The organism is Microbacterium sp. 11MF (assembly GCF_000383475.1).
GTDB lineage: Bacteria > Actinomycetota > Actinomycetes > Actinomycetales > Microbacteriaceae > Microbacterium > Microbacterium aquilitoris.
The window spans coordinates 983962-1008096 of sequence record NZ_KB911460.1 but is presented as its reverse complement, the minus strand read 5'-3'; the positions used below and the strand labels follow the sequence as shown (position 1 = coordinate 1008096).

The window sequence follows — 24135 nt, the reverse complement described above, 5'->3', positions numbered from 1 at the left end:
AGCGTTACGGGATGCCGCCACTCGCCGTCCCCGGTCCGATCCCGACGCGCTCCGGGCCCGTCACGGGCCTCCGCGACGGCGACGTCATCCGCTACCGGGGAATCCCCTACGCGACCGCCGCCCGCGGGGAGGCGCCCGTGGCGGCGCCGGCCGGACGCGCAGTGCTCAGCGCGGTGACCCCGGCGCCTGCCTGCCCGCAGCCGTCGTCGCGGATCCTCGACACCCTCCTGGAGGGCGCCCTCGACGGTGTGAGCCAGTCCGAGGACTGCCAACGCCTGTCGATCACGCTGCCGGCGGACCTCGATCCCGGTGAGGTCGTTCCCGTCATCGTCTGGTTCCACGGCGGCGGATACACGACGGGTGCCGGCGACCTCGAGATCTACGACCCCCGCGCGCTCGTCGTCGAGCAGCGCGTCATCGTCGTCGCCGTGACCTCGCGGTTGGGGCTGCTGGGGTTCGGCGGCGGCGGATCCGGCCCGAGGCATCCGCAGGACGGACCGCCCGCCAACCTGGGCCTGCTGGATCAGATCGAAGCGTTGCGCTGGATCCACGCGTCGATCGGCGCGTTCGGTGGGGATCCGACAACCCTCACCGCGATGGGCCAGTCCGCGGGCGCCGACGCGATCCTGCATCTCCTGATCAGCGAGGGGGCGCGCGGACTCATCCGCAGGGCCATCGTGCAGAGCCCGCCCCTCGGCGTCACCGGCGGACGGGAGCGCATGTTCCGAGCGATGGCGCGCGTGACGCGGGCGCTCGCCCCCGACGCCGCGACCGATGCGGTGCTGCGGCGGCAGTCCGGGGCGGAGCGCGCCTCCTGGCCGTTCGGCATCCGTTCGGGGCTTCCGTGGGGTCCGCGCTACGGTCACGCTCCCCTTCCGACCGAAGCGCAGCGGGATGCCGCGTGGCAAGCCGTCGCATCGGACGTCGACCTCCTCATCGGCACGACGCGCGAAGAGATCGCGATGTACCTGCCGGCGCTGCCCGTGGTCGCGCCGCTCCTGCGGGCTCCCGTCCTGGGGCGCGCTCTCCGAGCGCTGCTCATGCGCGCGATGGTGGGGCCGCTGACCCGCGTCGTCTACACGCGGCCCGTGCGGGCATTCGTCGATCGCCACCGAGCGGCGGGCGGTCGCGCCGTGCGGTACCTGCTGGAGGCAGCACCCGCGTCCAGTCCGATCGGAGTCGGACACACCGTCGACGTCCCGCTGGTGCTCGGAACCCGCGATGCCTGGACGCGGACGAGCCTCGTTCCGCCCGACGCCTGGGCCGAAGTCGACGCGCGCGGGCGCGCGGTGCGGCGTGTCTGGGCTGACTTCGCGCGGACCGGCACCGTTGCACCCGACGCGGATGCCGATGCCTGCGATATGCGCTTCGATCGCGGCTGACCGCAGCACACCCCGCAGGGTGATCGGATCAGTCGCGGATCGCGGCTCCATGCCGCTCGGCCGCGACCGCGACGCCCGCGAGCTTCGCGTCCGTCGCCTCCGCGGCGGTCAGCGTGCGGTCGTCGGCACGGAAGCGCAGGGCGAACGTGAGGCTCTTGGAGCCGTCCGGCAGACCGGTACCCCGGTAGTCGTCGACGAGGCGGATGTCCTCGAGGAGGGGGCCGGCCCCGTCGACGAGCGCGTCCCGCACCGCGCCGGCGGCGAGGTCGGCGGCCACGACGAGCGAGACGTCCTGCGTCGCGGCCGGATAGGTCGCGAGCGAGGGCGCCGCATCCGGTGCAGTCGTGAGTGCGAGCACCGCGTCGAGGTCGAGCTCGGCGACGAAGGCACGGCCGTGCAGGTCAGCGGCCTCCGCGACGGCGGGCAGCAGCTCGCCGACGTAGCCGACCTCGGTGTCCCCGACGAAGAGCGAACCGGCTCGTCCGGGGTGGAGCGCCGCACGCTGGGACTGGCGGACCTCGATCGCGACCCCGGCCGCCGCGGCGACCGTCTGGACCGCACCGAGCGCATCGGCGAGGTCGAAGGCGACCGCCGACTGGCCGGGGCGCTTCACCAGGGCGTTGCCGTGCAGCAGGACGGCGACATGCCGGGGCTGCGGCGGGATCGATGCGTGCAGTGCGGCGAGCGTGGCCTCATCGGGCAGCTGCGCGAGCGGCGGCACGGTGGTGGTGCCGTACTCGACGCCCTCGACCGGTGCGAACACCGTGCCGGTCTCGAAGAGGGCGACGTCGGTGAAGCCACGGGAGACGTTCCGGTGCGCGATCTGCAGAAGACCGGGAAGAAGCGAACGCCGCAGGAAGGGCGCCTGACCGTCGAGCGGGTTGGCGAGCCTGATGGAGGGCAGGTGCTCTCCCGCCGCCGAACCGTGCAGGTCGTTCTGATCCTCGGTCGTGAACGGGAACGCGACGACCTCGACGTGACCGGAGGCAGCCAACGCGTTTGCGACGCGACGACGTCCGCGCTGCGCAGCCGTGAGACCGCGTCCGGAGGGAGGCGTCGGGAGGATGGACGGGATCCGATCGAGCCCGTGCAGGCGCGCGACTTCTTCGGCGAGCGTCCACCGGTCGGTGAGGTCGGGGCGCCAGGAGGGAGGGATGACCTCCCAGCCGCCGTCGGCGTCGATGACCTCGCACCCGATGGTCTCGAGCGCGCCGACGATCTCGTCGGTCGTGTAGTCGACGCCGATGAGGCCGCTGACGAACGACTCGGGGAGGTCGACGGACGGGACGAAAACCTCGGCGAAGAGTGCGCCGCCCGTGGTCGTGTCGAGCGTGCCGCCGGCGAGTTCGACCATCAGGTCGGCGACGCGGCGTGCCGCGACGAACGGGATGAGCGGGTCGACGCCGCGCTCGAAGCGCCGGGACGCCTCGCTGGGCAGCTTGTGCCGACGCGCCGTGCGGGCGATCGACACCGGGTCGAAGATGGCCGCCTCGATGAGGACGTTGCGCGTGGCATCCCCCATCTCGGTCTTGCCGCCGCCCATGACGCCCGCCAGGCCGATGGGGCCCGACTCGTCGGTGATGAGCAGGTCCTCGGCGTCGAGGGTGCGCTCCTTGCCGTCGAGGGTCGTGAGCTTCTCCCCTGCCGAGGCGCGGCGGACGGTGATGCCGCCGGTGAGCGTGTCGAGGTCGTAGCCGTGGATCGGGTTGCCCAGTTCGAGCATCACGTAGTTGGTGATGTCGATCAGGATGCCGAGCGAGCGGATGCCGGCGAGCGACAGGCGCGCGGTCATCCAGGGCGGCGTCGGCCGGGACGGGTCGACGTCGCGGACGATGCGCACGACGAACTCGCTCGCACCGGGTTTGCCGTGGATGGGAGCCGCGTCGTCGACGGAGATGTCGAACCCGCCGGTGGGCTGCTCGAGCTCCTCGAAGGGGCGCAGGCCGGGGTCGATGAAGCGGGCTCGGGTCGCGTGTGCGTACTCGCGTGCTGCACCGCGGATCGAGAGCGCGTACCCGCGGTCGGGCGTGACGTTGATGTCGACGGCGACGTCGTCGAGGCCGAGGAGGGCGATCGCGTCGGTCCCGACCTCGGGGTCGAGGCCGAGTTCCGTCAGGCGGAGGATGCCGGAGTGCTCCTCCCCCAGACCGAGTTCCTTGGCGGAGGCGATCATGCCGTCCGAGACATGGCCGTACGTCTTCCGCGCCGCGATCGGGAACGGGCCGGGCAGGACGGCTCCCGGCAGCGTCACGACGACCTTGTCGCCCTCGAAGAAGTTGCCGGCGCCGCAGACGATGCCGCGGACGCCGCCGTTCGCCTCGCCGACGTCGACCTGGCACCACCGGATGGTCTTGCCGTTGGACTGCGGCTCGGCCTCGAACGAGACGACGCGTCCGACGACGATCGGACCGGTGAGGTCGAACGCGTGGACGTCCTCCTCCTCGAATCCGACGGAGACGAAGGAGGCGAGGACGTCCTCGGGGGTCGTGCCTTCGGCCACATCGACGTACTCGCCGAGCCAAGAGAGCGGGACGCGCATCAGACCACCATTCCGAACTGCTCGCTGAAGCGGACATCGCCCTCGGCCATGTCGCGCATGTCCTGCACATCGCTGCGGAACATCAGCGTCCGCTCGATGCCCATGCCGAAGGCGAAGCCCGAGTACACCTCGGGGTCGATGCCGGCGGCGCGGAGGACGTTGGGGTTCACCATCCCGCATCCACCCCACTCGATCCAGCGCGCGCCACCGGGGAAGGTGGGGTGCCAGAGGTCGAGCTCGGCGGACGGCTCGGTGAAGGGGAAGTAGTTGGTGCGGAACCGGGTCTTCGCCTCGGCACCGAACAAGACCTTCGCGGCGTGGTCGAGGGTGCCCTTGAGGTGCGCCATCGTGATGCCCTTGTCGATCACGAGCCCCTCGAACTGCGTGAAAGCAGGGAGGTGCGTCGCATCGAACTCGTCGGTGCGGTAGACCCGGCCCGGGCAGAGGATGTAGATCGGCACGTCGCGCTCGAGCATCGAGCGGACCTGCACCGGGCTCGTGTGCGTGCGCATGACGAGGTGGCGGGCGACCGGGTCGACGAAGAACGTGTCCTGCATCTGCCGCGCCGGGTGATCGGGCGCGAAGTTGAGGGCGTCGAAGTTGAACCACTCGTGCTCGAGTTCGGGTCCCTCCGCGATCTCCCACCCCATGCCGACGAAGAGGTCGGCGATCTCCTCCTGGAGGAGGGAGATGGGATGCCGCGCCCCGACCCGTCCGCGCGGGGCGACCGCCGTGATGTCGACGCGTTCGGCTTCGAGCTTCGCTGCGGTCTCGGCGGCGGCGAGCTCGGCCTCTCGAGCCGCGAGCGCCTGGTTGACGCGACCGCGAGCCTGACCGACGAGCTTGCCCGCCGCGGCCTTCTGGTCGTTCGGCACGTTCCGCATCTGCGCGTTGAGCCGCGCGAGGGGTGACCCCTCCGCGGTGTGAGCCGATCGTGCCGCCTTGAGGGCAGCCGTGTCGGGTGCGGCGGCGAAGGCTGCCAGCGCGTCAGCGACGGCGGCATCCACCGCCTCGGGGGTGATCTCGGGTGCGTCGGACACGAGAGACGAGTCTACCGGCGGGCCGGAGTGCGGCCCGCCGGTAGGACGTCAGATCCCGTGGGAGTCGAACTTGCCGGCGCCTTTCTGCGCTGCGATGAGCTCGGTGTCGGTGGTCTCTGCAATCGGTCTGGCCGGCGCCGCCACTGCGGTGCTCGGCGATCGCCGAAGCCGCTTCTCGACGCGATTCGCGACGAGCGACAGCAAGAGGCACAGGACGATGTAGATCGCCGCGACGATGAGGGTGGCGGGGACGATCGGCGATCCGTACGTCGACTGCGACCCGATGAAGCGCGCGTAGAAGAGGAGCTCCTCGTACGTGATGATGTAGCCGAGCGCGGTGTCCTTCAGCGTGACGACGAGCTGGGCGATGATCACCGGCATCATGGCACGCACGGCCTGCGGCAGGAGTACCAGCCGCATGACTCCGCTCTTGCGCAGTCCGATGGCGTATCCCGCCTCCTTCTGCCCCCGAGGCAACGACTCGACGCCGGCACGGATGACTTCGGCGAGAACCGACCCGTTGTAGGCGATGAGCGCGATCACGACCGCCCAGTAGGGCTCGAGGCGCACACCGGCGGCAGGCAGGCCGTAGTACAGGAGGAACATCATGACGAGGACCGGGATCGCCCGAAGGACCTCGATGACGGCGGTGAACGGAGCCCTCACCCACGCGTGATCGGAGAGGCGCCCGATCGCGAGGACGAATCCGAGGACGAGCGCGCCGACAGCCGCCGCGCCGAACGCGAGCAGCGTGTTGCCGGCGGCCTTGGCGACGTTGATCCACACGTTGGTGAACGTGAACGCGTACCACTTCTCCCCGGTGAACTGACCCGTCGCGACGAGCCGCCAAACGAAGAAGCCGATGACCGCGGCGACGAGCAAGACCGTGACGCCCGCGATGATGCGGTTGCGGGCGATGGCCTTCGGACCGGGGACGTCATAGAGAACGCTGCTCATCGCGTCACCTTCCAACGGAGCTCGAGTCGTCGCTGCAACCACGACAGCAGGAGCACGAGAGCGATGAAGATGATCATCACCCAGATGATCACGACCATCTGGCTCTCGCCTCGCTCACTCAGGTAGGCGCGGATTGAACCGAGGTTCACGACGGAGAAGCCGGCGGCGACCGTCGTGTTTTTCAGGAGAGCGATGAAGACGCTCATCATCGGGGGGATCACGGAACGGAACGCCTGCGGCATGACCACGAGCGACATGACCTGTCCGAACCTCAGCCCCAGCGCACGCGCGGCCTCGGCCTGACCGACCGGAACCGTGTTGATGCCGGACCGGATGGTCTCGGCGACGTACGTCGCCGTGTAGATGCCCAGAGCAGCGATGCCGAGCTGGACGGGGTCGATCCGCAGCTCGAGGAGCGGGGGCAACGCGAACGCGAATCCGAAGAAGACGAGGGTGAGCGGAGTGTTCCGGATGGTGTTGACGTAGAGCGTGCCGACCGCACGGGCGATCGGTACCGGGGAAACGCGCATCGCCCCGACGGTGATGCCGAGGACCAGCGCCAATGCGCCGCCTCCGAAGAACAGGATCAGGGTGCCGACCAGGGCATCGCGCCAGAGGTCGAGGTTGTCGGTGATGACGCCCACAGGCGTTCCTTCCGGTGGATCGGGATCGGGGGCGGCTCGTGCCGCCCCCGATCGTCGTCAGTTCTCGACTGCAGGCTGAGTCGCAGTGATGCCTGCGGGCGCGAGGTGCTCGTCGAACAGCGCGGTCCAGACATCCCCACCGTCGGTGAACAGGGTGTTGATGTGATCCTTCAGCACCGTGTCGCCCTTGGGCAGACCGACTCCGTAGTTCTCCGTGCTGAACGGCTCGCCGGCGATCTTGAGCTTGTCGGGCTGCTGCGCGACGTATCCGGCGAGGATCGCCTCGTCCGTCGTGATGGCGTCGACCTGCCCCTGGAGGAGCGAGTCGATGCACTGGGAGTAGGTGTCGTACTCACGGGTGTCACCCGGGCTGTACTCGTCACGGATCCGCTGGAGCGGCGTCGAGCCCGTCACCGAGCACACGACCTTACCGGCCAAGTCGTCGGGCCCGGTGATGTCCGTGTTGTCCTTCGCAACCAGCAGACCCTGCCCCGTGACGAAATACGGACCGGCGAAGTCGATCTGTTCCTTGCGAGAGTCGGTGATGGAGTACGTGCCGACGTAGTAGTCGATGTCGCCGTTCACGAGCGACTGCTCACGGTTGGCCGACGGAATCGACTTGTACTCGATCTTGTCCTCGTCGAATCCGAGAGATGCGGCGATCCAACGCGCGATGTCCACGTCGAAGCCCGTGCGCTCGCCGGATGCCGCATCCTCGTAGCCGAGGCCTGGCTGGTCGCTCTTGACGCCGATGACGACCTTGTCCCGCTCGCTCATCGCGTCGAATGTCGGGCTGCCGTCGAGCTTCACGTCGCTCGCGACCTCCCAGAGGGCCTTGGTGTCGTCGTCTCCGCCGGCAGCGCCGCCGGGTGCGGTCGGGCTGCCGCTGTTGCAGCCTGCGAGTGCGAGTGCCGCGATCGCGATGCCGGCGAAGGCGCCGGCAAGTCGTGTCTTACGCATGTGATCCTCCTGGTTTCGTGTCGTTCGTCGTTCGTCGCGCCGGTGCAGGGCGCGGACGTCTCAGTGGGTGATGAGCTTGGAGAGGAAGTCCTTCGCGCGGTCGCTCTTCGGGTTCGTGAAAAACTCCTGCGGCGTCGCTTCCTCGACGATCAGCCCGTCGGCCATGAAGACCACGCGGTCAGCAGCCTTGCGGGCGAAGCCCATCTCGTGGGTGACGACGATCATCGTCATCCCGTCCTGGGCGAGGCCGACCATGACGTCGAGGACCTCGTTGATCATCTCGGGGTCGAGGGCCGAGGTCGGCTCGTCGAAGAGCATGACCTTCGGCTTCATCGCCAGGGCGCGAGCGATCGCGACGCGCTGCTGCTGACCCCCCGAGAGCTGGGCGGGGAGCTTGTCGGCCTGGTGGCCGACGCCCACGCGGTCCAGGAGCTCACGGGCGAGCTTCTCGGCATCCGCCTTCTTCATGCCCTTGACCTTGATCGGGCCGAGCGTGACGTTCTCGAGGATCGTCAGATGCGAGAACAGGTTGAACGACTGGAAGACCATGCCGACATCGGCACGGAGCGCCGCGAGCGCCTTCCCTTCGGCGGGGAGATCAGCGCCGTCGATCGTGATCGACCCGCTCGTGATCGTCTCGAGCCGGTTGATCGTGCGGCAGAGCGTCGACTTGCCCGACCCGGACGGGCCGACCACGACGACGACCTCGCCGCGGTTGACCGACAGGTCTATGTCGGTGAGGGCCTGGAAGTCGCCGTAGTGCTTCTGCACGTTCGTCAGGACGACGAGCGGCTGGCCTCGGCGGACGTCGATGTTCGACGTGCGCGGCGCAGGATCGGCAGCAGGAGTGGTCATGCTCCGACCCTATGGGGGATGACGTCCGGAGACCCGCCTGGTTGCGCGGGGTTTACAGTTCCGTAATCATTCGGGTCCGTTGCCCGCGCGCTGGGCGAACGCCGACTCGTACAGACAGACGCTCGCGGCGGTGGCGAGGTTCAACGATTCGGCCCGACCGTAGATCGGCAGTCGAAGCGACAGATCGACCAACGCCAGCGCATCGTCGTCGAGGCCTCGGGCCTCGTTTCCGAACACCCAGGCGGTCGGCTCGGCGAGGGTCCCGCGGTGATCGACGAAGTCCTCTCCCCCGACATCGGCCGCAACGATCCGGAGCCCCGCCGAGCGGGCACGACCCGCGGCATCCGCCAGTTCGATGCCGACCGCCACCGGAAGGTGGAAGAGCGAGCCGGTCGTTGCACGGACCACCTTGGGGTTGAAGGGGTCGACGGTGCGACCGGTGAGGATGACCGCGTCGGCACCGACGGCATCCGCTGCTCGGATGATCGTGCCGAGGTTGCCGGGATCGCGCACCTCCTCGCAGATCACGATGAGCTTCGGGTCATCGGCGAAGATGTCGCGCACCGACGTCGGCACCTGCCGGGCCACCGCGATGATGCCCTGCGGGGTCACGGTGTCGGCCATCGCCTCGATCACGGCCTCGCTCGCGAACTCTACATCGACGTCCGCGTCGGATGCCGCATCGCGAATGTCCTGGTGCTTCTCCCATGCCGACGGAGTCGCATACAACTCGATGAGCGTGTCCGGCCGCCAGACGAGAGCCTCCCTCGCCGCCTGCGGACCTTCGAGCAGGTAGAGCCCGGTCTCTTGACGGGCTGCACGCTTGGTCAGCTTCGCAACAGCGCGGACACGCGGCGATCGGGGGTTCTCGAGCACGTTCTCAGTGTAGGGCGCGGGTACGGCGGGCACGCGAAAGGGCGCCCTCCGAAGAGGACGCCCTTCCTGAAAGGTGACGCGGTCAGGCCTTGGGGGCGTTGACGTCAGCCGGCAGCGCAGCCTTGGCGGTCGCGACGAGCGACGCGAAGACGGCGGGCTCGTTCACCGCGAGCTCGGCGAGCATGCGACGGTCGACCTGGACACCCGCGAGGCCGAGGCCCTGGATGAAGCGGTTGTACGTGACACCGTTCTGGCGGGCAGCGGCGTTGATGCGCTGGATCCAGAGGCGACGGAAGTCGCCCTTGCGCTTGCGACGGTCCCGGTATGCGTAGACGAGCGAGTGGGTGACCTGCTCCTTCGCCTTGCGGTACAGGCGCGAACGCTGTCCGCGGTAACCGGAGGCGCGCTCGAGGATGACGCGACGCTTCTTGTGGGCGTTGACAGCCCGCTTGACTCTAGCCATTTCTTCTACTTCCTAAATCTGCGTCGGCGATCAGATGCCGAGGAGCTTCTTGGCGACCTTGGCGTCACCCTTGGCCAGGACCTGCTCCTGGTCGAGGCGACGGGTACGACGGGTCGCCTTGCCCTCGAGGTTGTGGCGCAGGTTGGCCTGCTGCTTCATCAGCTTGCCGCTGCCGGTGACCTTGAAACGCTTCTTGGCACCCGAGTGGGTCTTCTGCTTCGGCATATCTCTTCCTTCGTTGGGGATCCCGCGGACGGGAGTCTGTGGTGCGCTTACTCCGCCGGAGCGGAAGCGGGGGTCTGTTCGTCGTCGGCCTGACCACCGCGCGCATCGCGCGCTGCCTGCTTGGACGCCGCGCGAACGGCGTTCTGCTCGGTCTTGACCTCGGACTTGTTCTTGTGGGGCGCGACGACCATGACCATGTTGCGTCCGTCGATCGTGGGGTTGGATTCCACGGTGCCGAACTCGGCCACATCCTCGGCGAACTTGCGGAGGAGACGGACACCCTGCTCGGGGCGCGACTGCTCGCGACCGCGGAAGAGGATCATCGCCTTCACCTTGTCGCCCGCCTGGAGGAAGCCCTCGGCGCGCTTGAGCTTGGTTATGTAGTCGTGCGCCTCGATCTTCAGACGGAACCGGACCTCCTTGAGGACGGTGTTCGCCTGATTGCGCCGCGCTTCCTTGGCCTTCTGCGCAGCCTCGTACTTGAACTTGCCGTAATCCATGATCTTGACCACGGGGGGCTTCGAGTTCGGGGCTACCTCGACGAGATCGAGGTCGGCCTCCTGGGCCAGGCGCATGGCCACCTCGATGCGGACGACGCCGACCTGCTCACCCGCGGGTCCGACGAGGCGGACCTCGGGGACGCGGATGCGGTCATTGGTGCGGGGATCGCTGATGCGGAACTCCTCTTCGTGCGGTGGACGGCCTCCGGTGACACGGAAAATGTGTCGCCGGGCGGAAGATCGTCACGTCCACCCCGCACGATGCATGCATCGGCGTTCTGTTCTGCACCCTGGACAACCTCGACGAGCGAGGCGGAGTGCGAGACCCGGTAGCCTGGAGCGGCAAGCGCGGGTGGGATGTGATCCTCTTTCGACACGGAGCAGAACACTCCGGTGCCCGCAGAAGTCTAGCAGAGAGCAGCACGTGAGTACTATTCCGGCCGACCACAGTGATCACGACCCCGAGCGCCTCTCGCGCTGGGAAGAACAGGAGCGGGTCGCACAGTCCGCCACGCGCGACATCGCGGACGTCCCGGCCGTCGAGGTGATCACCACCACGTCCGTTCACCTCATGAGCGCCGCCGCCGTGAAACTCGGTCTCGCCGACGACCCCGACCAGCAGAAGGACCTCGACGAGGCCCGCAAGCTGATCAACGCACTCGCCGGCCTGATCACCGCCGCCGCCCCCGAGGTGAGCGACATGCACGCGCGCTCGCTCCGTGACGGGCTGCGGACGCTGCAGCTCGCGTTCCGCGAAGCATCCTCGATCCCCGACCCGATCGGCAAGGGCCCGGGCGAGAAGTGGACCGGTCCCGTCAACTGACACCGATACGAAGGGGGATGCCGTGCGGCATCCCCCTTCGTGCGTATCAGGCGCGGACGAGTTTGACCGTCAGGGCGTCCACGAGGACGGCAACGCGATCGTCCGCCGCCCATCGGGATGCGAGTCGCTGCAGGATGGCGTCGAGCGCGGGCTGATCGAGACCGTCGACGAGGTGCAGGCTCACGACGAGCTCGGGCCCCCGCAGACGCGAGTGGGGGTCCCCCGTCGCGACCGACAGATCCAGGACACCGAGCTCGGTGCCGATCGACTCCTGCAGGCCGGCGAAGACATCCGGCGACACGTGCGGAGCCTCCCACGGCAGTCCCTGCCCGATCGCCCACACCGCGGGACGGCGCAGGACGAACTCCGTCTCGCTGCCGGGGTCGATGACGATGAGATCCGTGTCGTCCGCCGCGGCCGAGAGCGCGGTCCGGATACCGTCGGCGGGGACCGGGCGGGCAGCGGCATCCCATCGCGACATCGCTGCGACCGACGTGAACACCGGCAGCACGCGACGGCCGTCGGGAGCGGCGACCGTGACGATCGAGAGTTCCTGCGTCTTGTCGACGGTCAAGCCGGTGGGGCCGACACCCTCCTCGCCCTTCTCGGCGACCAAGGGGATGAGGAGGCGAGCCGTCCGGTAGGCGTCGACGACGGCTCCCGCCGACCCCTCACCCGCGTGGAAGGCGGTCAGCGCCGCGAGCAGCGCCGGATCAGCGCTGCCGTCGTCTCCGCTGTGGGGGTTCGGCTGGAAGCTCCGCCCCTCCCAGGGGACGCCGGCGGAATCGGCCGCGCTGCTCGAGTGGGGGTCAGTGTCCGGCGACATCCAGCGCCTCGGCCAGTGTGAACGCGCCGGCGTACAGGGCCTTGCCGACGATCGCGCCCTCGACGCCCAGCGGGACGAGTTCGCGGAGCGCGGCGATGTCGTCGAGGCTCGAGATCCCACCGGATGCGACGACGGGCTTGTCGGTGCGGACGGCGACCTCCCGCAGCAGCTCGATGTTCGGCCCCTGCAGCGTGCCGTCCTTCGTCACGTCGGTGAGCACGTAGCGGCTGCACCCGGCATCCTCGAGACGGTCCAGGACCTGCCACAGGTCGCCGCCGTCACGGGTCCACCCGCGGGCTGCCAGGGTCGTCCCGCGGACGTCGAGCCCGACGGCGATCGCCTCGCCGTAGCGGAGGATGACGTCGGCCGCCCATTCGGGGTTCTCGAGAGCCGCGGTGCCGAGGTTGATGCGGGTCGCACCGGAGTCGAGCGCCGCGTCGAGGGATTCGTCGTCACGGATGCCGCCCGAGAGCTCCACCTTCACGCCGCGGAGCGATTTGATCACCTTGCGCAGCAGTGACGCGTTCGAGCCGCGACCGAAGGCCGCGTCGAGGTCGACGAGGTGGATCCACTCCGCGCCCTGGCGTGCCCACTCCTGCGCTGCGTCGACCGGGTCGCCGTAGCTCGTCTCGGTGCCGGCCTCACCCTGCGTCAGTCGGACGGCCTTGCCGTCGGCGACGTCCACAGCGGGCAGCAGGGTCAGTTCGGGCGTGGATGCGAATTCGTTCATGGCTCCGGGTGGGATGGGGTGCACGCCGGGCGCGCGCACAAGGGGACAGGTTACTCCGACGCAGGGAGCGAGGAGATCCAGTTGGAGAGCAAGCGGATGCCGGCGGTCCCCGACTTCTCAGGGTGGAACTGCGTCGCCGAGAGCGGGCCGTTCTCGACGGCCGCGAGGAACGGCCGGCCGTAGTCGCACCAGGTCAGCACCGGCTCGCGGAACGGCTTGATGACGTCGAGCGTCCAGTCCTGCGCACCGTAGGAGTGGACGAAGTAGAACCGCTCGTCCTCGAGACCGGCGAACAGCGTGGAGCCCTCGCCCGTGCGGACGGTGTTCCACCCCATGTGCGGAAGCACCGGCGCCTGGAGTTCGGTGACCGACCCCGGCCACTCCCCCATCCCCTCGGTGTCGACCCCGCGCTCGACGCCGAGTTCGAACATGACCTGCATCCCGACGCAGATGCCGAGCACCGGCATCCCGCCCGCCAGGCGGCGACCGATGAGCTCGTCACCGCGACTCGCGCGGAGTGCGGACATGACCGCGGAGAACGCGCCGACTCCCGGGACGAGCAATCCGGCCGCGTCCGCGATGAGGCCGCGATCCTTGGTCAGTCGCGCATCGGCGCCCGCCTCGATCAGCGCTTTGACAGCCGAGTGGACGTTGCCGGAGCCGTAATCGAGAACCGCGACGACCGGTGCTGCGGTCACAGGGCGCCCTTCGTGCTCGGGATGCCCTGGACGAGCGGATCGAGCGCCTTCGCCTGACGGAAGGCGCGCGCGAACGCCTTGAACTCGGCCTCGGCGATGTGGTGGGGGTCGCGTCCGCCGACCAGCGTGACGTGGACGGTCAGACCCGCGTGGAACGCGATCGCCTCGAACGCGTGGCGGACGAGCGAGCCGGTGAAGTGGCCGCCGATGAGGTGGAACTCGTACCCCTCGGGCTCTCCGGAGTGAACCAGGTACGGACGCCCGCTGATGTCCACGACCGCCTGGGCGAGTGCCTCATCGAGGGGAACGAGGGCGTCGCCGTAGCGGGAGATGCCCGCCTTGTCGCCGAGCGCCTGACGGATGGCCTGCCCGAGGACGATCGCCGTGTCCTCCACCGTGTGGTGAGCGTCGATGTGCGTGTCGCCCGTCGCGCGGACGGTCAGATCGGTGAGCGAGTGTTTCGCGAAAGCCGTGAGCAGGTGGTCGAAGAACGGCACTGTCGTGTCGATCGTGCTCTGGCCGGTGCCGTCGAGATCCAGCTCGAGCTCGATCGTCGACTCGCTGGTCGCACGCCGGACGGAGGCGGTGCGGGACGCGGGGGTGCTCATGCGTCGAGTCTATCGACGCGCGGCATCCGTCCCGCCGCCCGATGTCGCGGTGCGACTCAGAGCGAGGCGAGCGCCTCGAGGAATGCCGTCGACTCCTCTTCACTGCCCGCGGAGACGCGGAGGGTGTGCGGCAGCCCGACGTCCCGGACGAGGATGCCGCGGTCGTACAAGCCCTGCCACGTGGCCTGCGGGTCATCGACGCCGCCGAAGAGGACGAAGTTCGACCAGCTCTCGTAGGGCGAGTACCCGAGGGCGCTGAGGGTGGCGGAGATCCGGTCGCGCTGGGCGACGATGTCATCGACCATCCGGAGCATCGTGGGCGCGTGCCGCAGGGCAGCGGTCGCAGCCGCCTGCGTGAGCGCGCTCAGGTGGTACGGCAGGCGCACCAGCCGGAGTGCGTCGATCACCGCAGGGTCGGCGGCGAGGTACCCCACCCGCGCACCGGCGAAGGCGAAGGCCTTGCTCATCGTCCGGGAGACGACGAGACGCTCGCGCCCGTGGAGAAGGGTCAGCGCCGAGGGCTCGTCGTGCGGCGCGAACTCCTGGTATGCCTCGTCGACGATCACGATGCCCTGGGACGCGTCGTAGACCGCCTCGATGACATCGAGGGAGAGGGGCGTGCCCGTCGGGTTGTTCGGCGAGCAGAGGAACACGACATCGGGCTGTGCACGCTCGACCTGCTCGGCGGCGTCGGCCGCGGTGAGCGTGAAGTCCTCGCCGCGGGAGCCGCTGACGTACGTGGCGCCCGTCGCCCCCGTCAGCAGCGGATACATCGAGTACGTCGGCGAGAACCCGAACGCCGTCCGCCCCGGGCCGGCGAACGCCTGCAGCAGGTGGTGGAGGACTTCGTTCGAACCGTTCGCCGCCCAGATCTGCTCCGGTTCGAGACCGTGGCCGAGGTAGTCGGCGAACCCCTCTCGCAGCACCGTGAACTCGCGGTCGGGGTACCGGTTGATGTCGCGGAGCGCCTGAGCGACAGCATCCAGGATGTCGTCCGCGACGTCTTCGGGAACAGGGTGGGTGTTCTCGTTGACGTTCAACGTCACCGGGAGGGAGGCCTGCGGGGCCCCATACGGGATCTGACCGCGCAGGTCGTCACGGAGGGGTAGGTCGTCGAGACTCGCACTCACCCCGCCATCGTAGGGCGTCACGACGCCTTATTCGGCCGCCTGAGCACTGTAGGAGGCGGGGATCGCGAGGGACTCGCCGGCGTCGACGGCGGTGGACGGGAGGGCGTTGAGGCGGACGATCTCGTCGATGACGTCACGCGGGTCGCTGTCGGGTGCGATGTCCTGGGCGATGGTCCACAGCGAGTCGCCGGGCAGAACGGTCACGGTGCTGAAAGAACCCGCGGGCGTGCCCGCATCGCCACTGGCGAGTGCGCCGCCACCCGAAAGGATGCCGACACCCAGGGCGACGACGGCAGGCAGAGTCGCAACGGTCATGAGGACGCGGCGCCCACGCGTCGTGAGACGCAGACGGGTGCGGACAGCAACCGGACGGGCGGGCGTGATGGTGGTGATCGAGTTCATGGTGTCCTCCTCGGGGCAACCCCGGTCAGATGAGATCTTCGCCCCCGCCCATCGGCCGGGACGGGCGGGTGCGAAGTTCTCTTCCGAATCTATCTTCGATGTTCGTACACTGTCAAGAGAGCGGTTATCCGCAGATCGATCGAAGACGACACGCGGTCGGCTACGGGACGATCCCATCGACACCGGATACGGTTTCGATGAACAGAGCCCATCACCAACCTCCGACATTCGAAGGCGAGTGCCCCCGGCTCGACGTCCGACGCCCGGGAAGCCGGCGGGGACGCAGGGCCGTGAAAGGAACGACATGAGCGACAAGCCGCAGACCCGCCGGCGCAAGAGCCTGAGCGACAAGCAGCTCGCGATCCTCGAGGTGATCCAGCGGTCGATCGCTCGCTACGGGTATCCGCCGAGCATGCGTGAGATCGGGGATGCGGTCGGCTTGAAGTCGCTCTCGAGCGTCACCCATCAGCTCAATCAGCTCGAGCTGAGCGGGTACCTCCGTCGCGATCCCGGCAAGACCCGGGCTATGGAGGTCCTCATCGACCTCCCGGGCGCCGCCGGGGAGAACCCGGCCGATGCCGCGCCCGCCGTGGGCGACGCCGCCATGGTCCCCCTGGTCGGACGCATTGCCGCGGGGGTACCGATCACCGCCGAGCAGCAGGTCGAGGAGATCTTCCCCCTTCCCCGTCAGCTCGTCGGCAAGGGCGACCTGTTCATGCTGAGGGTGTCGGGGGACTCGATGATCGACGCCGCCATCTGCGATGGCGACTGGGTCGTCGTGCGCTCGCAGGCGGATGCGTCCAATGGTGAGATCGTCGCGGCGATGCTCGACGGCGAAGCCACCGTCAAGACGTTCCGCCAGCGCGACGGACACACCTGGCTCCTCCCCCGCAACTCCGCGTTCGAGCCGATCCTCGGCGACGACGCGGTCGTCCTCGGGAAGGTCGTCGCTGTCCTTCGAGCCGTGTGATCCGGGTGGGCGCCACCGCGTAGCGTGAGGGCATGACGACGGTCGCTCCTTACGGTTCGTGGATCTCGCCCCTGTCCGCTGCGGACGCCTCCGCCGCGGCGCCGCGTTACGACGGTGCACGTTTCGTGGCCGACGAGGTCTGGTGGGGAGAGTCGCTGCCCGATCAGGGCGGTCGCTCGTCGATCCGGCGCTCGGTCGACGGCGAGGTCGAGGATCTCCTCCCCGCCCCGTGGAGCGCGCGCTCCCGCGTGCACGAGTACGGCGGCGGGTCGTGGACGACCGATGAGGACGGCCGGCTCTACTTCGTCGAGAAGTCCGATCAGCGCGTCTGGTCGCTCCGCAGAGGAGAGGAGCCGACGCCGCTCACCCCCGACGACCCGCAGGCCCGTCACGGCGGCCTGCGGTGGGAGCACGGGGTGCTGCTCGCGATCCGGGAAGTGCACGACGGCAGCCCCGTGCCACGGCGATCGATCGTGTCCATCCCCCAGGGCGGCGGCGAGGCGCGCGAGATCGTCGGGGGAAGCGACTTCCTCGCGCAACCGGCGCTGTCGCACGACGGCAGGCACCTCGCCTGGGTGGCGTGGGACCACCCGGACATGCCCTGGGACCGCACGCAGATCCGGGTCGGAGACCTCGCCGACGGCACCGTGACGACCTGGCGCCCGATCACGTCCGGCGAGACAGCGGCACTTCAGCCGGAGTGGGATGCCTCCGGCCGGCTCGTCTGGCTCGACGACCCCTCGGCCGGGCCGAACGCCGGTCGGTGGAACCTGTGGCGGCGGGACGTGGCATCCGATCTTCCGCCGGACCCGATCGCCCCCGCGGACGCCGACACCGGAGGCGGGCTGTGGGTGCTCGGCGTCCGGTGGTACGCACTCCTGCCGGACGGCGGGATCGTCGCGGTCCGGACGCACGGCGCCGACGAGGTGGTGCGCATCGACGCGGAGGGGACCGCCCGCGCGACCGGCATCCCCGTCCGATCGCGCGCGGTCGTCGAGGATGCCCTCGGATCCCGCGTGCTGGTGTCGGGGATGGCGCCCGGGGTCACCGGCATCTGGCAGCTCGACGAACACGGCGACGTGACGCTCGTCGTGGGCTCGCGCTCCGACCTCGGCGACGAGTGGATCCCCCCGGCGCGCCCCTTCACGGTGCACAGCCGCCACGGCGACGTCCACGCGTTCGATCACCCGCCCACCAACCCGCACCACACGGCGCCCGAGGGCGAACTTCCGCCGTACATCGCCCTCGTGCACGGCGGCCCGACGGCCCACGTCGGAGGTGTGGCCGACAGCCGGATCACCTTCTTCACGAGCCGGGGCATCGGCGTCGTCGAGGTGAACTACGGCGGCTCGACCGGCTACGGGCGGGCCTATCGCGATCGGCTCCGCGGGCAATGGGGCGTCGTCGATCGCGACGATGTCGCAGCCGCGGCATCCGGTCTCGCCGCGGAGGGACGAGCGGATGCCGCGCGCCTGGCGATCGCGGGGAGCTCGGCCGGCGGCTGGACCGTGCTCGCGGCCCTCGTCGGCACCGACGTCTTCGCCGCGGGGATCTCCCGCTACGGCGTCGGAGACGCGCGCCTGCTCGCCACCGACACCCACGACTTCGAGGCCCGCTACCTCGACGGTCTCATCGGGCCGCTCCCCGCGGCGGAGGCGTTGTACCTCGAGCGCTCACCGCTCAGCCACACGGAGGGCTTCCGCGTGCCGGTCCTGCTCCTGCAGGGATCGGACGACGCGGTCGTGCCGCCGACGCAGGCGGAGGCCATCCGCGACGCCCTGGCCGGACGCGGCGTGCCGTACGCCTACGTCCTGTACGACGGCGAGGGGCACGGGTTCCGACGAGCGGAGACCGTCGTGCACGCGCTCGAATCCGAGCTGGCCTTCCTCGGTCAGGTGTTCGGCTTCGAGACCCCCGGGGTCCCCGCGATCGCGCTCAGCTGAGTCCGAGCCGATCGGTCAGCGCGCGTACGGCGCGAGCTCGGCCGCCAGCCGCTCCGACACGTGGGCGTGGACGGCGGTGCCGCCCTCCTCATGACGGGTCGACAGGATATGACCGGACTCGTGGACGGCGCTGACGAGATCGCCGCGGTCGTACGGGACGAGCGCGTGGACCTCGACGGCCGGCAACGGCAGAGCGTCCTCGATCGTCGCGCGCAGCTCGACGATGCCTTCGCCGGTGCGCGACGAGACGAAGTGCGCCTTCGGCTCGAGGCCGCGCAGCACGAGGCGCGTGTCGGGGTCGATCAGGTCGGCCTTGTTGAAGACGACGATCTCGTTCGTCGAGCGCGCCCCCACATCGCCCATGACGTCGCGGACGGTCGCGAGCTGTGCGGCCGGGTCGGGGTGCGACCCGTCGACGACGTGCACGATGACGTCCGCGTCGCCGACCTCCTCGAGCGTCGAGCGGAACGCCTCGACCAGCTGGTGCGGGAGGTTGCGGACGAACCCGACGGTGTCGGTGAGCGTGTAGACCCGACCGTCGGCCGCCTGCGCGCGACGGACGGTCGCGTCCAGGGTCGCGAACAGCGCGTTCTCGACGAGGACGCCCGCGCTCGTCAGCTTGTTGAGCAGACTCGACTTGCCGGCGTTCGTGTACCCGGCGATCGCGACCGACGGGATCGTGTTGCGCTTGCGCTCGGCACGCTTGGCCTCACGGGCCGGCTTGAAGTCGCGGATCTGACGGCGCAGCATCGCCATGCGCGTGCGGATGCGTCGGCGGTCGAGCTCGATCTTCGTCTCACCCGGACCGCGCGAGCCCATACCGGCGCCGCCGGCGCCGACCTGGCCACCGGCCTGTCGGCTCATCGAGTCACCCCAGCCGCGCAGGCGCGGAAGGAGGTATTCGAGCTGGGCGAGTTCGACCTGCGCCTTGCCCTCTCGGCTCTTCGCGTGCTGGCTGAAGATGTCGAGGATGACGGTGGTCCGGTCGATGACCTTGACCTTGACGACGTCCTCGAGGGCGCGTCGCTGGCTGGGCGCGAGCTCGGTGTCGGCGATGACCGTGTCGGCACCGACGGCGACGACCAGGTCGCGGAGTTCCGCCGCCTTACCGCGGCCGATGTACGTCGCGGGATCGGGATGCGGACGACGCTGCAGCACGCCGTCGAGGACGACGGCCCCGGCTGTCTCGGCGAGTGCGGCGAGCTCGCGCAACGAGTTCTCGGCATCCTCCGTCGACCCCTGGGGGTAGACGCCCACGAGCACGACGTTCTCCAGCCGCAGCTGGCGGTACTCGACCTCGGTGACGTCCTCGAGTTCGGTGGACAGCCCCGGGACGCGGCGGAGCGCGGCGCGCTCCTCGCGGTCCCACTGGTCGCCGTCCGTGTCGCCGTAGGCAACGGTGCTCTCGTCCTGCAGCGCCTGTGCGGCGCCGAACACGCGCACCCCCGAACGCGACTCCGCTCGCGCCAGCACGCGGTCTACCGGGTCCACCGGCTCGTCCGTCGCGGCAGGGGTGGTGGTGTCGGTCATGTGATCCTTTCGCGGCCTCGCGGCCATCCGTGAACTCTAGCTTCCCGCGGCTTCCACCGCCTCCGCTACGCTCGTCGCATGGGGAGCGACCATTACTTCAGCGCGTCCCCGTCCAGCTCCGAGAACCTCCGCCGCATCCGTGTGTCCCTCGCCGGTCGCGACGTCGAGGTGACGACAGCGGGCGGGGTCTTCAGTCCCGACCATGTGGACGGCGGGACGGCGGTGCTCCTGGCGAACACGCCTCCGCCCCCGGCGGGCGGTCATCTTCTCGATCTCGGATGCGGCTGGGGTCCCATCGCGCTGTCGCTCGCCATCGACGCGCCTCACGCGACGGTGTGGGCCGTCGACGTCAACGAGCGAGCCTTGGACCTCGTCCGCCGCAACGCTGCGGAACTCGGCCTCGATAACGTCAACGCCGTGCTGCCCGAAGATGTTCCGAGCGACGTCGCCTTCCGCACCATCCGGTCCAACCCGCCGATCCGTGTCGGCAAGGATGTCCTGCACGGACTGCTCGAGACGTGGATTCCCCGGCTCGCCGAGCGCAGCGACGCCTGGCTCGTCGTGCAGCGCAATCTCGGTTCCGATTCGCTGCAGCGGTGGCTCGCGGCATCCCTCGACAGGGGCTATTCGGTCACCCGTGCCGCGACCGGGCGAGGATTCCGGGTGCTGAAGGTCCGCCGGCACGGCACGCCCGCGACGGGGACGATCACCCTCCCCTGAGCGACGTCAGGCGAGCGTGATCTCGCCCGAGAAGACAAGCGACGCGGGACCGGAGAGCAGGACGCGCTCACCGGCAGCCGTCCGCACGACGCGCACCCCGAGACGGCCGCCGGGGACGTCTACCGTCCACTGGTCCGGGGCACCGGCGCCCGCCCAGTGACGCACGGCCAGAGCGGATGCCGCGACCCCGGTCCCGCACGAGAGCGTCTCTCCGACGCCCCGCTCGAACACGCGCATCCGGATCGCGCCGACGCCGTCGGTGATGAGGGGTTCTTCGGGGACGACGAACTCGACGTTCGCGCCGGCTGCCGGGACGGGGTCCAGGATCGGCTGGACCGTCAGGTCGAGCCCGTCGAGTTCGGCGATGCTCGAGAGGGCGACGACGACGTGGGGGTTCCCGACGTCGATGCCGAGACCCGGGCGCGCGATCTTAAGACCGTGCGCCCGCACGAGGACCTCGTCGGAGGTCGGACGCCACAGGCCGAGGTCGACTTCGAATCCGTTGTCGGCGAGCGTGACGGTCTTGGTTCCGGCGCGTGTTCCGATGCGCAGGGTCTCGCCGGCGCCGAGCGTCACGTAGCCCGCACTCAGGAGGTACTTCACGAAGACGCGGACACCGTTGCCGCACATCTCGGCGATCGAGCCGTCGGCGTTGCGGTAGTCCATGAACCACTCGGCGTCGGGAGTCTCAGAGCCTGCATCGATGGCGGCTGAACGGACGACCCGCAACAGCCCGTCGGCTCCGATCCCGAAGCGTCGGTCGGTCAGCGCGGCGATCTGCTCGCCGGTCAGGTGCAGCGACCCGTCGGGGTCGGCGACGACGACGAAGTCGTTGCCCGTCCCGTGGCCCTTCGTGAATGCGATCGTCGACACCCGCCCAGTCTAGGTGCGGGTGGATGCCGCTTCGCCGGTCAGCGCGGCGGAGTCGACCCCGCCGCGCGGAGTCCCGCATCCATGAGATCGAGTGACCACGCGACGCTGTCCTCGACATCGATGTCCATCCGGAAGCCGTGCGCGGCATCCAGGACAGCGAACCCGTGGAGCACGCTCCGGAGCATGCGGATGGCGTGGACGTGCTCCTGTCTCGGCAGTCCGTAGCTGTCGAACACTCCGCCGAGGGCGTCGAGACCGTCGCGCAGCGCGAGCGCGAGCGGGTCGTCATCACCGGACGGCTCCGCGGCGGCGGTCGCGGCATACCGGCCCGGGTGCGCCTGTGCATAGCGCCGGAAGGCGACAGCGACGTCGGTGAGGGCGGTGCCGCGGTGTTCCGACAGCGTCGCGCGAAACACCCCCGCGAGGTCCTGCGCCGCCAGGGTCGCCACCCGATGGGTGAGCTCGACGAGCCCGCCCGGCACATGCTTGTAGAGCGACGGCGGACGGACGCCAACCCGCTCCGCCAGCGCCGTCATCGTCAGGGCGGCGAGCCCCTGCTCGTCGACGAGGTCGGCTGCGGCACGCGTCACGGCGTCGACGTCGAGGCCGGCCCTAGGCATCCGCCGCCCCCGCCTCGATCGAGAAAGCCGATCGCAGGAACGGGACGGCGAGGTCGACGACCTCCCCCGGCCGTTCGACGTGCGGGTAGTGTCCGGCACCCTCGATGACCGCCAGCCGGCCGATGCCGGGCCGGAGCGCGGCGATGACCCCTTCTCCTTCGGATCGAGGGTCCGCCCAGTCCGGGTCGGCCGTGCCCATCACCACGAGGACCGGCACGGTCACGTGCGGGAGCTGCTCCCCCGCATCCGCGGGACTCGTCTGCCCCATCGCCCGGAGCGCGGCCATGCGCGCAGGATCCGCGAGGTGACGGGCGATGCCGGCCTGCTCCTGCGCCCAGTCGGCGGGCTTCTGCGGAATGGCGAGGTCGAGGTAGCGGAGCCACGCGGGCACACTCCCACGGAGCATCATCGTCGCCAGGCGGGTCATGCCCTTCCGATGACGGGCGTGCCGGATCAGGCCGGCCGGGTCGAACCGCTGCGCGCGGGTGAACGGCGCGAGCTCGACGACCCCGACGACGTCGTGCGGGGCGCGCGCTGCCGCGACCGTCGCAGCACCTCCGCTGATCGACTGGCCGACGATGACCGCGGGACCGCCGAGATGACGGATGACGGCGAGCAGATCACCGGCTATGTCGCCGCGGCTGTAGCTCGCCCACGTGGCACTCGACTCGCCGCATCCGCGGATGTCGACGTTCGCCACGCGGAACCCAGCCTCGACGAGGGCCGGCACGACGAAGCGATAGGAGCGCCGGGAGTCGCCCATCCCGTGTGCCAGAACCACAAGTGGACCGTCCCCGACCACGTCGAACGCGATCTCCCCACCTTGGACCTGGATCTTCTCGACCATCGGCGTCTCCTTCGCATCGTGCTCGATACGAGCAGGCTACGGCTATTAGCTTTAGCTTGTCAAGGATTCGAGGAGGCGGATGCTGGGAGTCCCGGCATCCACCCACCGAAGGCCGGGGTACCTCTTGAACCACGAGACCTGACGCCGCGCGTACCGGCGCGTGAGCGCCTGGGTCTCGGCGACGGCCTCTTCTTCGTCCATCCGGCCACCGAGCTGCGCGAGTGCCTGCGCGTAACCGATGGCGCGAGGCGCGGTCGCACCGGACTCGAGACCCCGGGCCCGGAGGCCCTCGACCTCGGCGAGCAGACCGTCCCGCCACATCCCCCGGACCCGCTCATCGAGGCGCTCGACCAGCTCTGCACGGTCCAGGTGGACACCGACGAGTTCGGTGGCGGGATGCCACAGCACGGGCGCCTCAGGGAGCGCAGCGCCGTGGGTGTCCGCCCCCTGGAGGAGCACCTCGAGGGCCCGGACGACACGCCGGCTGTTGCGCGGATCGAGGCGATCTGCTGCTCCCGGATCGAGGTCGCGGATCCGCTCGATCAGCGCCGCGGCTCCGAGCTCGTCGAGATCCGCCTCGAGCCGGGCGCGCAGCGCCGGATCGCGGGGCGGGAAGCGGAAGTCGAAGACCACGCTCGACACGTAGAGCCCTGAGCCCCCGACAAGGATCGCGTCGGCCCCGCGATCGAGGATGCCGCGGATCGTCGCGCGCGCCCTCTCCTGGTAGACGGCGACAGCGACGTCCTCGGTCACATCGAACTCGTCGAACAGATGATGCGGGATGCCGCGCCGCTCTGCCAGGGGGATCTTCGCGGTCCCGATGTCCATGCCGCGGTAGAGCTGCATGGCATCGGCGTTCACGATCTCCGCCGCGCGGCCGCGACGGATCAACTCCTCGGCGAGGTCCAGCGACAGCGACGTCTTACCCGTCCCGGTCGCTCCGACGATCGCCCACAGGCGCTCCGCGCCCACGA

Annotated in this window: 26 protein-coding genes; 5 read left to right on the top strand and 21 right to left on the bottom strand. The window is 69.7% G+C overall.

The window, feature by feature from the left end:
* Nucleotides 1-11: 11 nt before the first annotated feature.
* Nucleotides 12-1382, top strand: a complete 1371-nt coding sequence (locus H286_RS0111905) for a carboxylesterase family protein (RefSeq protein ID WP_020098317.1) — start codon at nucleotides 12-14, stop codon at nucleotides 1380-1382.
* Between the two features lie 28 nt (nucleotides 1383-1410).
* Here H286_RS0111905 and pheT read toward each other — a convergent pair whose 3' ends face one another.
* The 10 genes from pheT to infC form a co-directional block, all read right to left on the bottom strand.
* Entirely contained in the window at nucleotides 1411-3921 is a 2511-nt protein-coding gene (gene pheT / locus H286_RS0111900; RefSeq protein WP_020098316.1) for a phenylalanine--tRNA ligase subunit beta, read from the bottom strand.
* Nucleotides 3921-4961, bottom strand: a complete 1041-nt coding sequence (pheS, locus tag H286_RS0111895) for a phenylalanine--tRNA ligase subunit alpha (protein WP_020098315.1) — start codon at nucleotides 4959-4961, stop codon at nucleotides 3921-3923. Before pheS ends, pheT begins: the two co-directional genes overlap by 1 nt.
* A gap of 48 nt (nucleotides 4962-5009) precedes the next feature.
* Nucleotides 5010-5918 (bottom strand): amino acid ABC transporter permease, encoded by a 909-nt coding sequence (locus H286_RS0111890; RefSeq protein WP_018187234.1) that lies wholly within the window; start codon nucleotides 5916-5918, stop codon nucleotides 5010-5012.
* A complete protein-coding gene (locus tag H286_RS0111885) occupies nucleotides 5915-6562 on the bottom strand; it encodes an amino acid ABC transporter permease (protein WP_020098314.1) in 648 nt (215 codons plus the stop codon). The genes H286_RS0111890 and H286_RS0111885 overlap by 4 nt, the downstream gene beginning before the upstream one ends.
* Before the next feature lie 57 nt (nucleotides 6563-6619).
* The gene (locus tag H286_RS0111880; RefSeq protein WP_018187232.1) at nucleotides 6620-7522 is read right to left on the bottom strand and encodes a glutamate ABC transporter substrate-binding protein; all 903 of its coding nucleotides are present in this window, start codon (nucleotides 7520-7522) and stop codon (nucleotides 6620-6622) included.
* A gap of 60 nt (nucleotides 7523-7582) precedes the next feature.
* The gene (locus H286_RS0111875; protein ID WP_018187231.1) at nucleotides 7583-8377 is read right to left on the bottom strand and encodes an amino acid ABC transporter ATP-binding protein; all 795 of its coding nucleotides are present in this window, start codon (nucleotides 8375-8377) and stop codon (nucleotides 7583-7585) included.
* Between the two features lie 66 nt (nucleotides 8378-8443).
* Nucleotides 8444-9253 carry a TrmH family RNA methyltransferase gene (locus H286_RS0111870; protein ID WP_028497503.1) on the bottom strand — a complete coding sequence of 270 codons (810 nt, stop codon included), beginning with the start codon at nucleotides 9251-9253 and terminating at the stop codon, nucleotides 8444-8446.
* Nucleotides 9254-9335: 82 nt separating this feature from the next.
* A complete protein-coding gene (gene rplT, locus H286_RS0111865) occupies nucleotides 9336-9716 on the bottom strand; it encodes a 50S ribosomal protein L20 (protein ID WP_018187229.1) in 381 nt (126 codons plus the stop codon).
* Nucleotides 9717-9746: 30 nt separating this feature from the next.
* Complete coding sequence (rpmI, locus tag H286_RS0111860; RefSeq protein WP_018187228.1) at nucleotides 9747-9941, bottom strand: 50S ribosomal protein L35; 195 nt, start codon at nucleotides 9939-9941, stop codon at nucleotides 9747-9749.
* Nucleotides 9942-9988: 47 nt separating this feature from the next.
* The gene (gene infC / locus H286_RS0111855) at nucleotides 9989-10663 is read right to left on the bottom strand and encodes a translation initiation factor IF-3 (protein WP_081626449.1); all 675 of its coding nucleotides are present in this window, start codon (nucleotides 10661-10663) and stop codon (nucleotides 9989-9991) included.
* Nucleotides 10664-10865: 202 nt separating this feature from the next.
* Between infC and H286_RS0111850 the strand changes: the two genes are divergently transcribed.
* Complete coding sequence (locus tag H286_RS0111850; protein ID WP_018187226.1) at nucleotides 10866-11264, top strand: DUF1844 domain-containing protein; 399 nt, start codon at nucleotides 10866-10868, stop codon at nucleotides 11262-11264.
* A gap of 46 nt (nucleotides 11265-11310) precedes the next feature.
* Here the strand turns inward: H286_RS0111850 and H286_RS0111845 are convergent, their stop codons facing one another.
* Genes H286_RS0111845 through H286_RS0111820 form a run of 6 tightly spaced genes read right to left on the bottom strand, consistent with a single transcriptional unit; the run spans nucleotide 11311 to nucleotide 15658 of the window.
* Nucleotides 11311-12090: an SseB family protein gene (locus H286_RS0111845; protein WP_020098312.1), complete on the bottom strand. Its 780-nt coding sequence runs from the start codon at nucleotides 12088-12090 to the stop codon at nucleotides 11311-11313.
* Nucleotides 12074-12820 carry a bifunctional 1-(5-phosphoribosyl)-5-((5-phosphoribosylamino)methylideneamino)imidazole-4-carboxamide isomerase/phosphoribosylanthranilate isomerase PriA gene (gene priA / locus H286_RS0111840; protein ID WP_018187224.1) on the bottom strand — a complete coding sequence of 249 codons (747 nt, stop codon included), beginning with the start codon at nucleotides 12818-12820 and terminating at the stop codon, nucleotides 12074-12076. Before priA ends, H286_RS0111845 begins: the two co-directional genes overlap by 17 nt.
* A 50-nt stretch (nucleotides 12821-12870) precedes the next feature.
* Nucleotides 12871-13518: an imidazole glycerol phosphate synthase subunit HisH gene (gene hisH / locus H286_RS0111835; RefSeq protein WP_018187223.1), complete on the bottom strand. Its 648-nt coding sequence runs from the start codon at nucleotides 13516-13518 to the stop codon at nucleotides 12871-12873.
* Nucleotides 13515-14126, bottom strand: a complete 612-nt coding sequence (gene hisB, locus H286_RS0111830; protein ID WP_020098311.1) for an imidazoleglycerol-phosphate dehydratase HisB — start codon at nucleotides 14124-14126, stop codon at nucleotides 13515-13517. The genes hisH and hisB overlap by 4 nt, the downstream gene beginning before the upstream one ends.
* A gap of 56 nt (nucleotides 14127-14182) precedes the next feature.
* A complete protein-coding gene (locus H286_RS0111825; protein WP_018187221.1) occupies nucleotides 14183-15256 on the bottom strand; it encodes a histidinol-phosphate transaminase in 1074 nt (357 codons plus the stop codon).
* A gap of 27 nt (nucleotides 15257-15283) precedes the next feature.
* Nucleotides 15284-15658: a LysM peptidoglycan-binding domain-containing protein gene (locus H286_RS0111820; protein WP_020098310.1), complete on the bottom strand. Its 375-nt coding sequence runs from the start codon at nucleotides 15656-15658 to the stop codon at nucleotides 15284-15286.
* Nucleotides 15659-15962: 304 nt separating this feature from the next.
* On the opposite strand from H286_RS0111820, the gene lexA reads away from it, so the two are divergent.
* Both lexA and H286_RS0111810 read left to right on the top strand, forming a co-directional pair.
* Entirely contained in the window at nucleotides 15963-16628 is a 666-nt protein-coding gene (lexA, locus tag H286_RS0111815) for a transcriptional repressor LexA (protein WP_020098309.1), read from the top strand.
* A gap of 32 nt (nucleotides 16629-16660) precedes the next feature.
* Nucleotides 16661-18571, top strand: a complete 1911-nt coding sequence (locus tag H286_RS0111810) for a prolyl oligopeptidase family serine peptidase (protein ID WP_020098308.1) — start codon at nucleotides 16661-16663, stop codon at nucleotides 18569-18571.
* A gap of 15 nt (nucleotides 18572-18586) precedes the next feature.
* Here H286_RS0111810 and hflX read toward each other — a convergent pair whose 3' ends face one another.
* Nucleotides 18587-20101, bottom strand: coding sequence for a GTPase HflX (gene hflX, locus H286_RS0111805; protein ID WP_020098307.1), 1515 nt, complete (start codon nucleotides 20099-20101; stop codon nucleotides 18587-18589).
* A gap of 78 nt (nucleotides 20102-20179) precedes the next feature.
* Here hflX and H286_RS0111800 point away from each other — a divergent pair, with 78 nt between their 5' ends.
* Entirely contained in the window at nucleotides 20180-20821 is a 642-nt protein-coding gene (locus tag H286_RS0111800; RefSeq protein ID WP_020098306.1) for a class I SAM-dependent methyltransferase, read from the top strand.
* A gap of 6 nt (nucleotides 20822-20827) precedes the next feature.
* On the opposite strand, the gene dapF is transcribed toward H286_RS0111800, so the two are convergent.
* Genes dapF through miaA form a run of 4 tightly spaced genes read right to left on the bottom strand, consistent with a single transcriptional unit; the run spans nucleotide 20828 to nucleotide 24133 of the window.
* Entirely contained in the window at nucleotides 20828-21694 is an 867-nt protein-coding gene (dapF, locus tag H286_RS0111795) for a diaminopimelate epimerase (protein WP_020098305.1), read from the bottom strand.
* A gap of 38 nt (nucleotides 21695-21732) precedes the next feature.
* Entirely contained in the window at nucleotides 21733-22314 is a 582-nt protein-coding gene (locus H286_RS0111790; RefSeq protein WP_020098304.1) for a TetR/AcrR family transcriptional regulator, read from the bottom strand.
* Complete coding sequence (locus H286_RS0111785) at nucleotides 22307-23161, bottom strand: alpha/beta fold hydrolase (RefSeq protein ID WP_020098303.1); 855 nt, start codon at nucleotides 23159-23161, stop codon at nucleotides 22307-22309. The genes H286_RS0111790 and H286_RS0111785 overlap by 8 nt, the downstream gene beginning before the upstream one ends.
* Nucleotides 23162-23212: 51 nt before the next feature.
* On the bottom strand, nucleotides 23213-24133 hold the full coding sequence (miaA, locus tag H286_RS0111780) for a tRNA (adenosine(37)-N6)-dimethylallyltransferase MiaA (protein ID WP_020098302.1): 921 nt from the start codon (nucleotides 24131-24133) through the stop codon (nucleotides 23213-23215).
* Between the last annotated feature and the right edge of the window lie 2 nt (nucleotides 24134-24135).

Coding starts and splice junctions, on each gene's coding strand:
- H286_RS0111905 (WP_020098317.1), top strand. CDS start 12: ATGCCGCCACTCGCCGTCCCCGGTCCGATCCCGACGCGCTCCGGGCCC.
- pheT (WP_020098316.1), bottom strand. CDS start 3,921: ATGCGCGTCCCGCTCTCTTGGCTCGGCGAGTACGTCGATGTGGCCGAA.
- H286_RS0111890 (WP_018187234.1), bottom strand. CDS start 5,918: ATGAGCAGCGTTCTCTATGACGTCCCCGGTCCGAAGGCCATCGCCCGC.
- H286_RS0111880 (WP_018187232.1), bottom strand. CDS start 7,522: ATGCGTAAGACACGACTTGCCGGCGCCTTCGCCGGCATCGCGATCGCG.
- H286_RS0111875 (WP_018187231.1), bottom strand. CDS start 8,377: ATGACCACTCCTGCTGCCGATCCTGCGCCGCGCACGTCGAACATCGAC.
- rplT (WP_018187229.1), bottom strand. CDS start 9,716: ATGGCTAGAGTCAAGCGGGCTGTCAACGCCCACAAGAAGCGTCGCGTC.
- rpmI (WP_018187228.1), bottom strand. CDS start 9,941: ATGCCGAAGCAGAAGACCCACTCGGGTGCCAAGAAGCGTTTCAAGGTC.
- H286_RS0111845 (WP_020098312.1), bottom strand. CDS start 12,090: ATGTCGCCGGACACTGACCCCCACTCGAGCAGCGCGGCCGATTCCGCC.
- priA (WP_018187224.1), bottom strand. CDS start 12,820: ATGAACGAATTCGCATCCACGCCCGAACTGACCCTGCTGCCCGCTGTG.
- hisB (WP_020098311.1), bottom strand. CDS start 14,126: ATGAGCACCCCCGCGTCCCGCACCGCCTCCGTCCGGCGTGCGACCAGC.
- H286_RS0111820 (WP_020098310.1), bottom strand. CDS start 15,658: ATGAACTCGATCACCACCATCACGCCCGCCCGTCCGGTTGCTGTCCGC.
- lexA (WP_020098309.1), top strand. CDS start 15,963: ATGAGCGACAAGCCGCAGACCCGCCGGCGCAAGAGCCTGAGCGACAAG.
- H286_RS0111810 (WP_020098308.1), top strand. CDS start 16,661: ATGACGACGGTCGCTCCTTACGGTTCGTGGATCTCGCCCCTGTCCGCT.
- hflX (WP_020098307.1), bottom strand. CDS start 20,101: ATGACCGACACCACCACCCCTGCCGCGACGGACGAGCCGGTGGACCCG.
- H286_RS0111800 (WP_020098306.1), top strand. CDS start 20,180: ATGGGGAGCGACCATTACTTCAGCGCGTCCCCGTCCAGCTCCGAGAAC.
- H286_RS0111790 (WP_020098304.1), bottom strand. CDS start 22,314: ATGCCTAGGGCCGGCCTCGACGTCGACGCCGTGACGCGTGCCGCAGCC.
- H286_RS0111785 (WP_020098303.1), bottom strand. CDS start 23,161: ATGGTCGAGAAGATCCAGGTCCAAGGTGGGGAGATCGCGTTCGACGTG.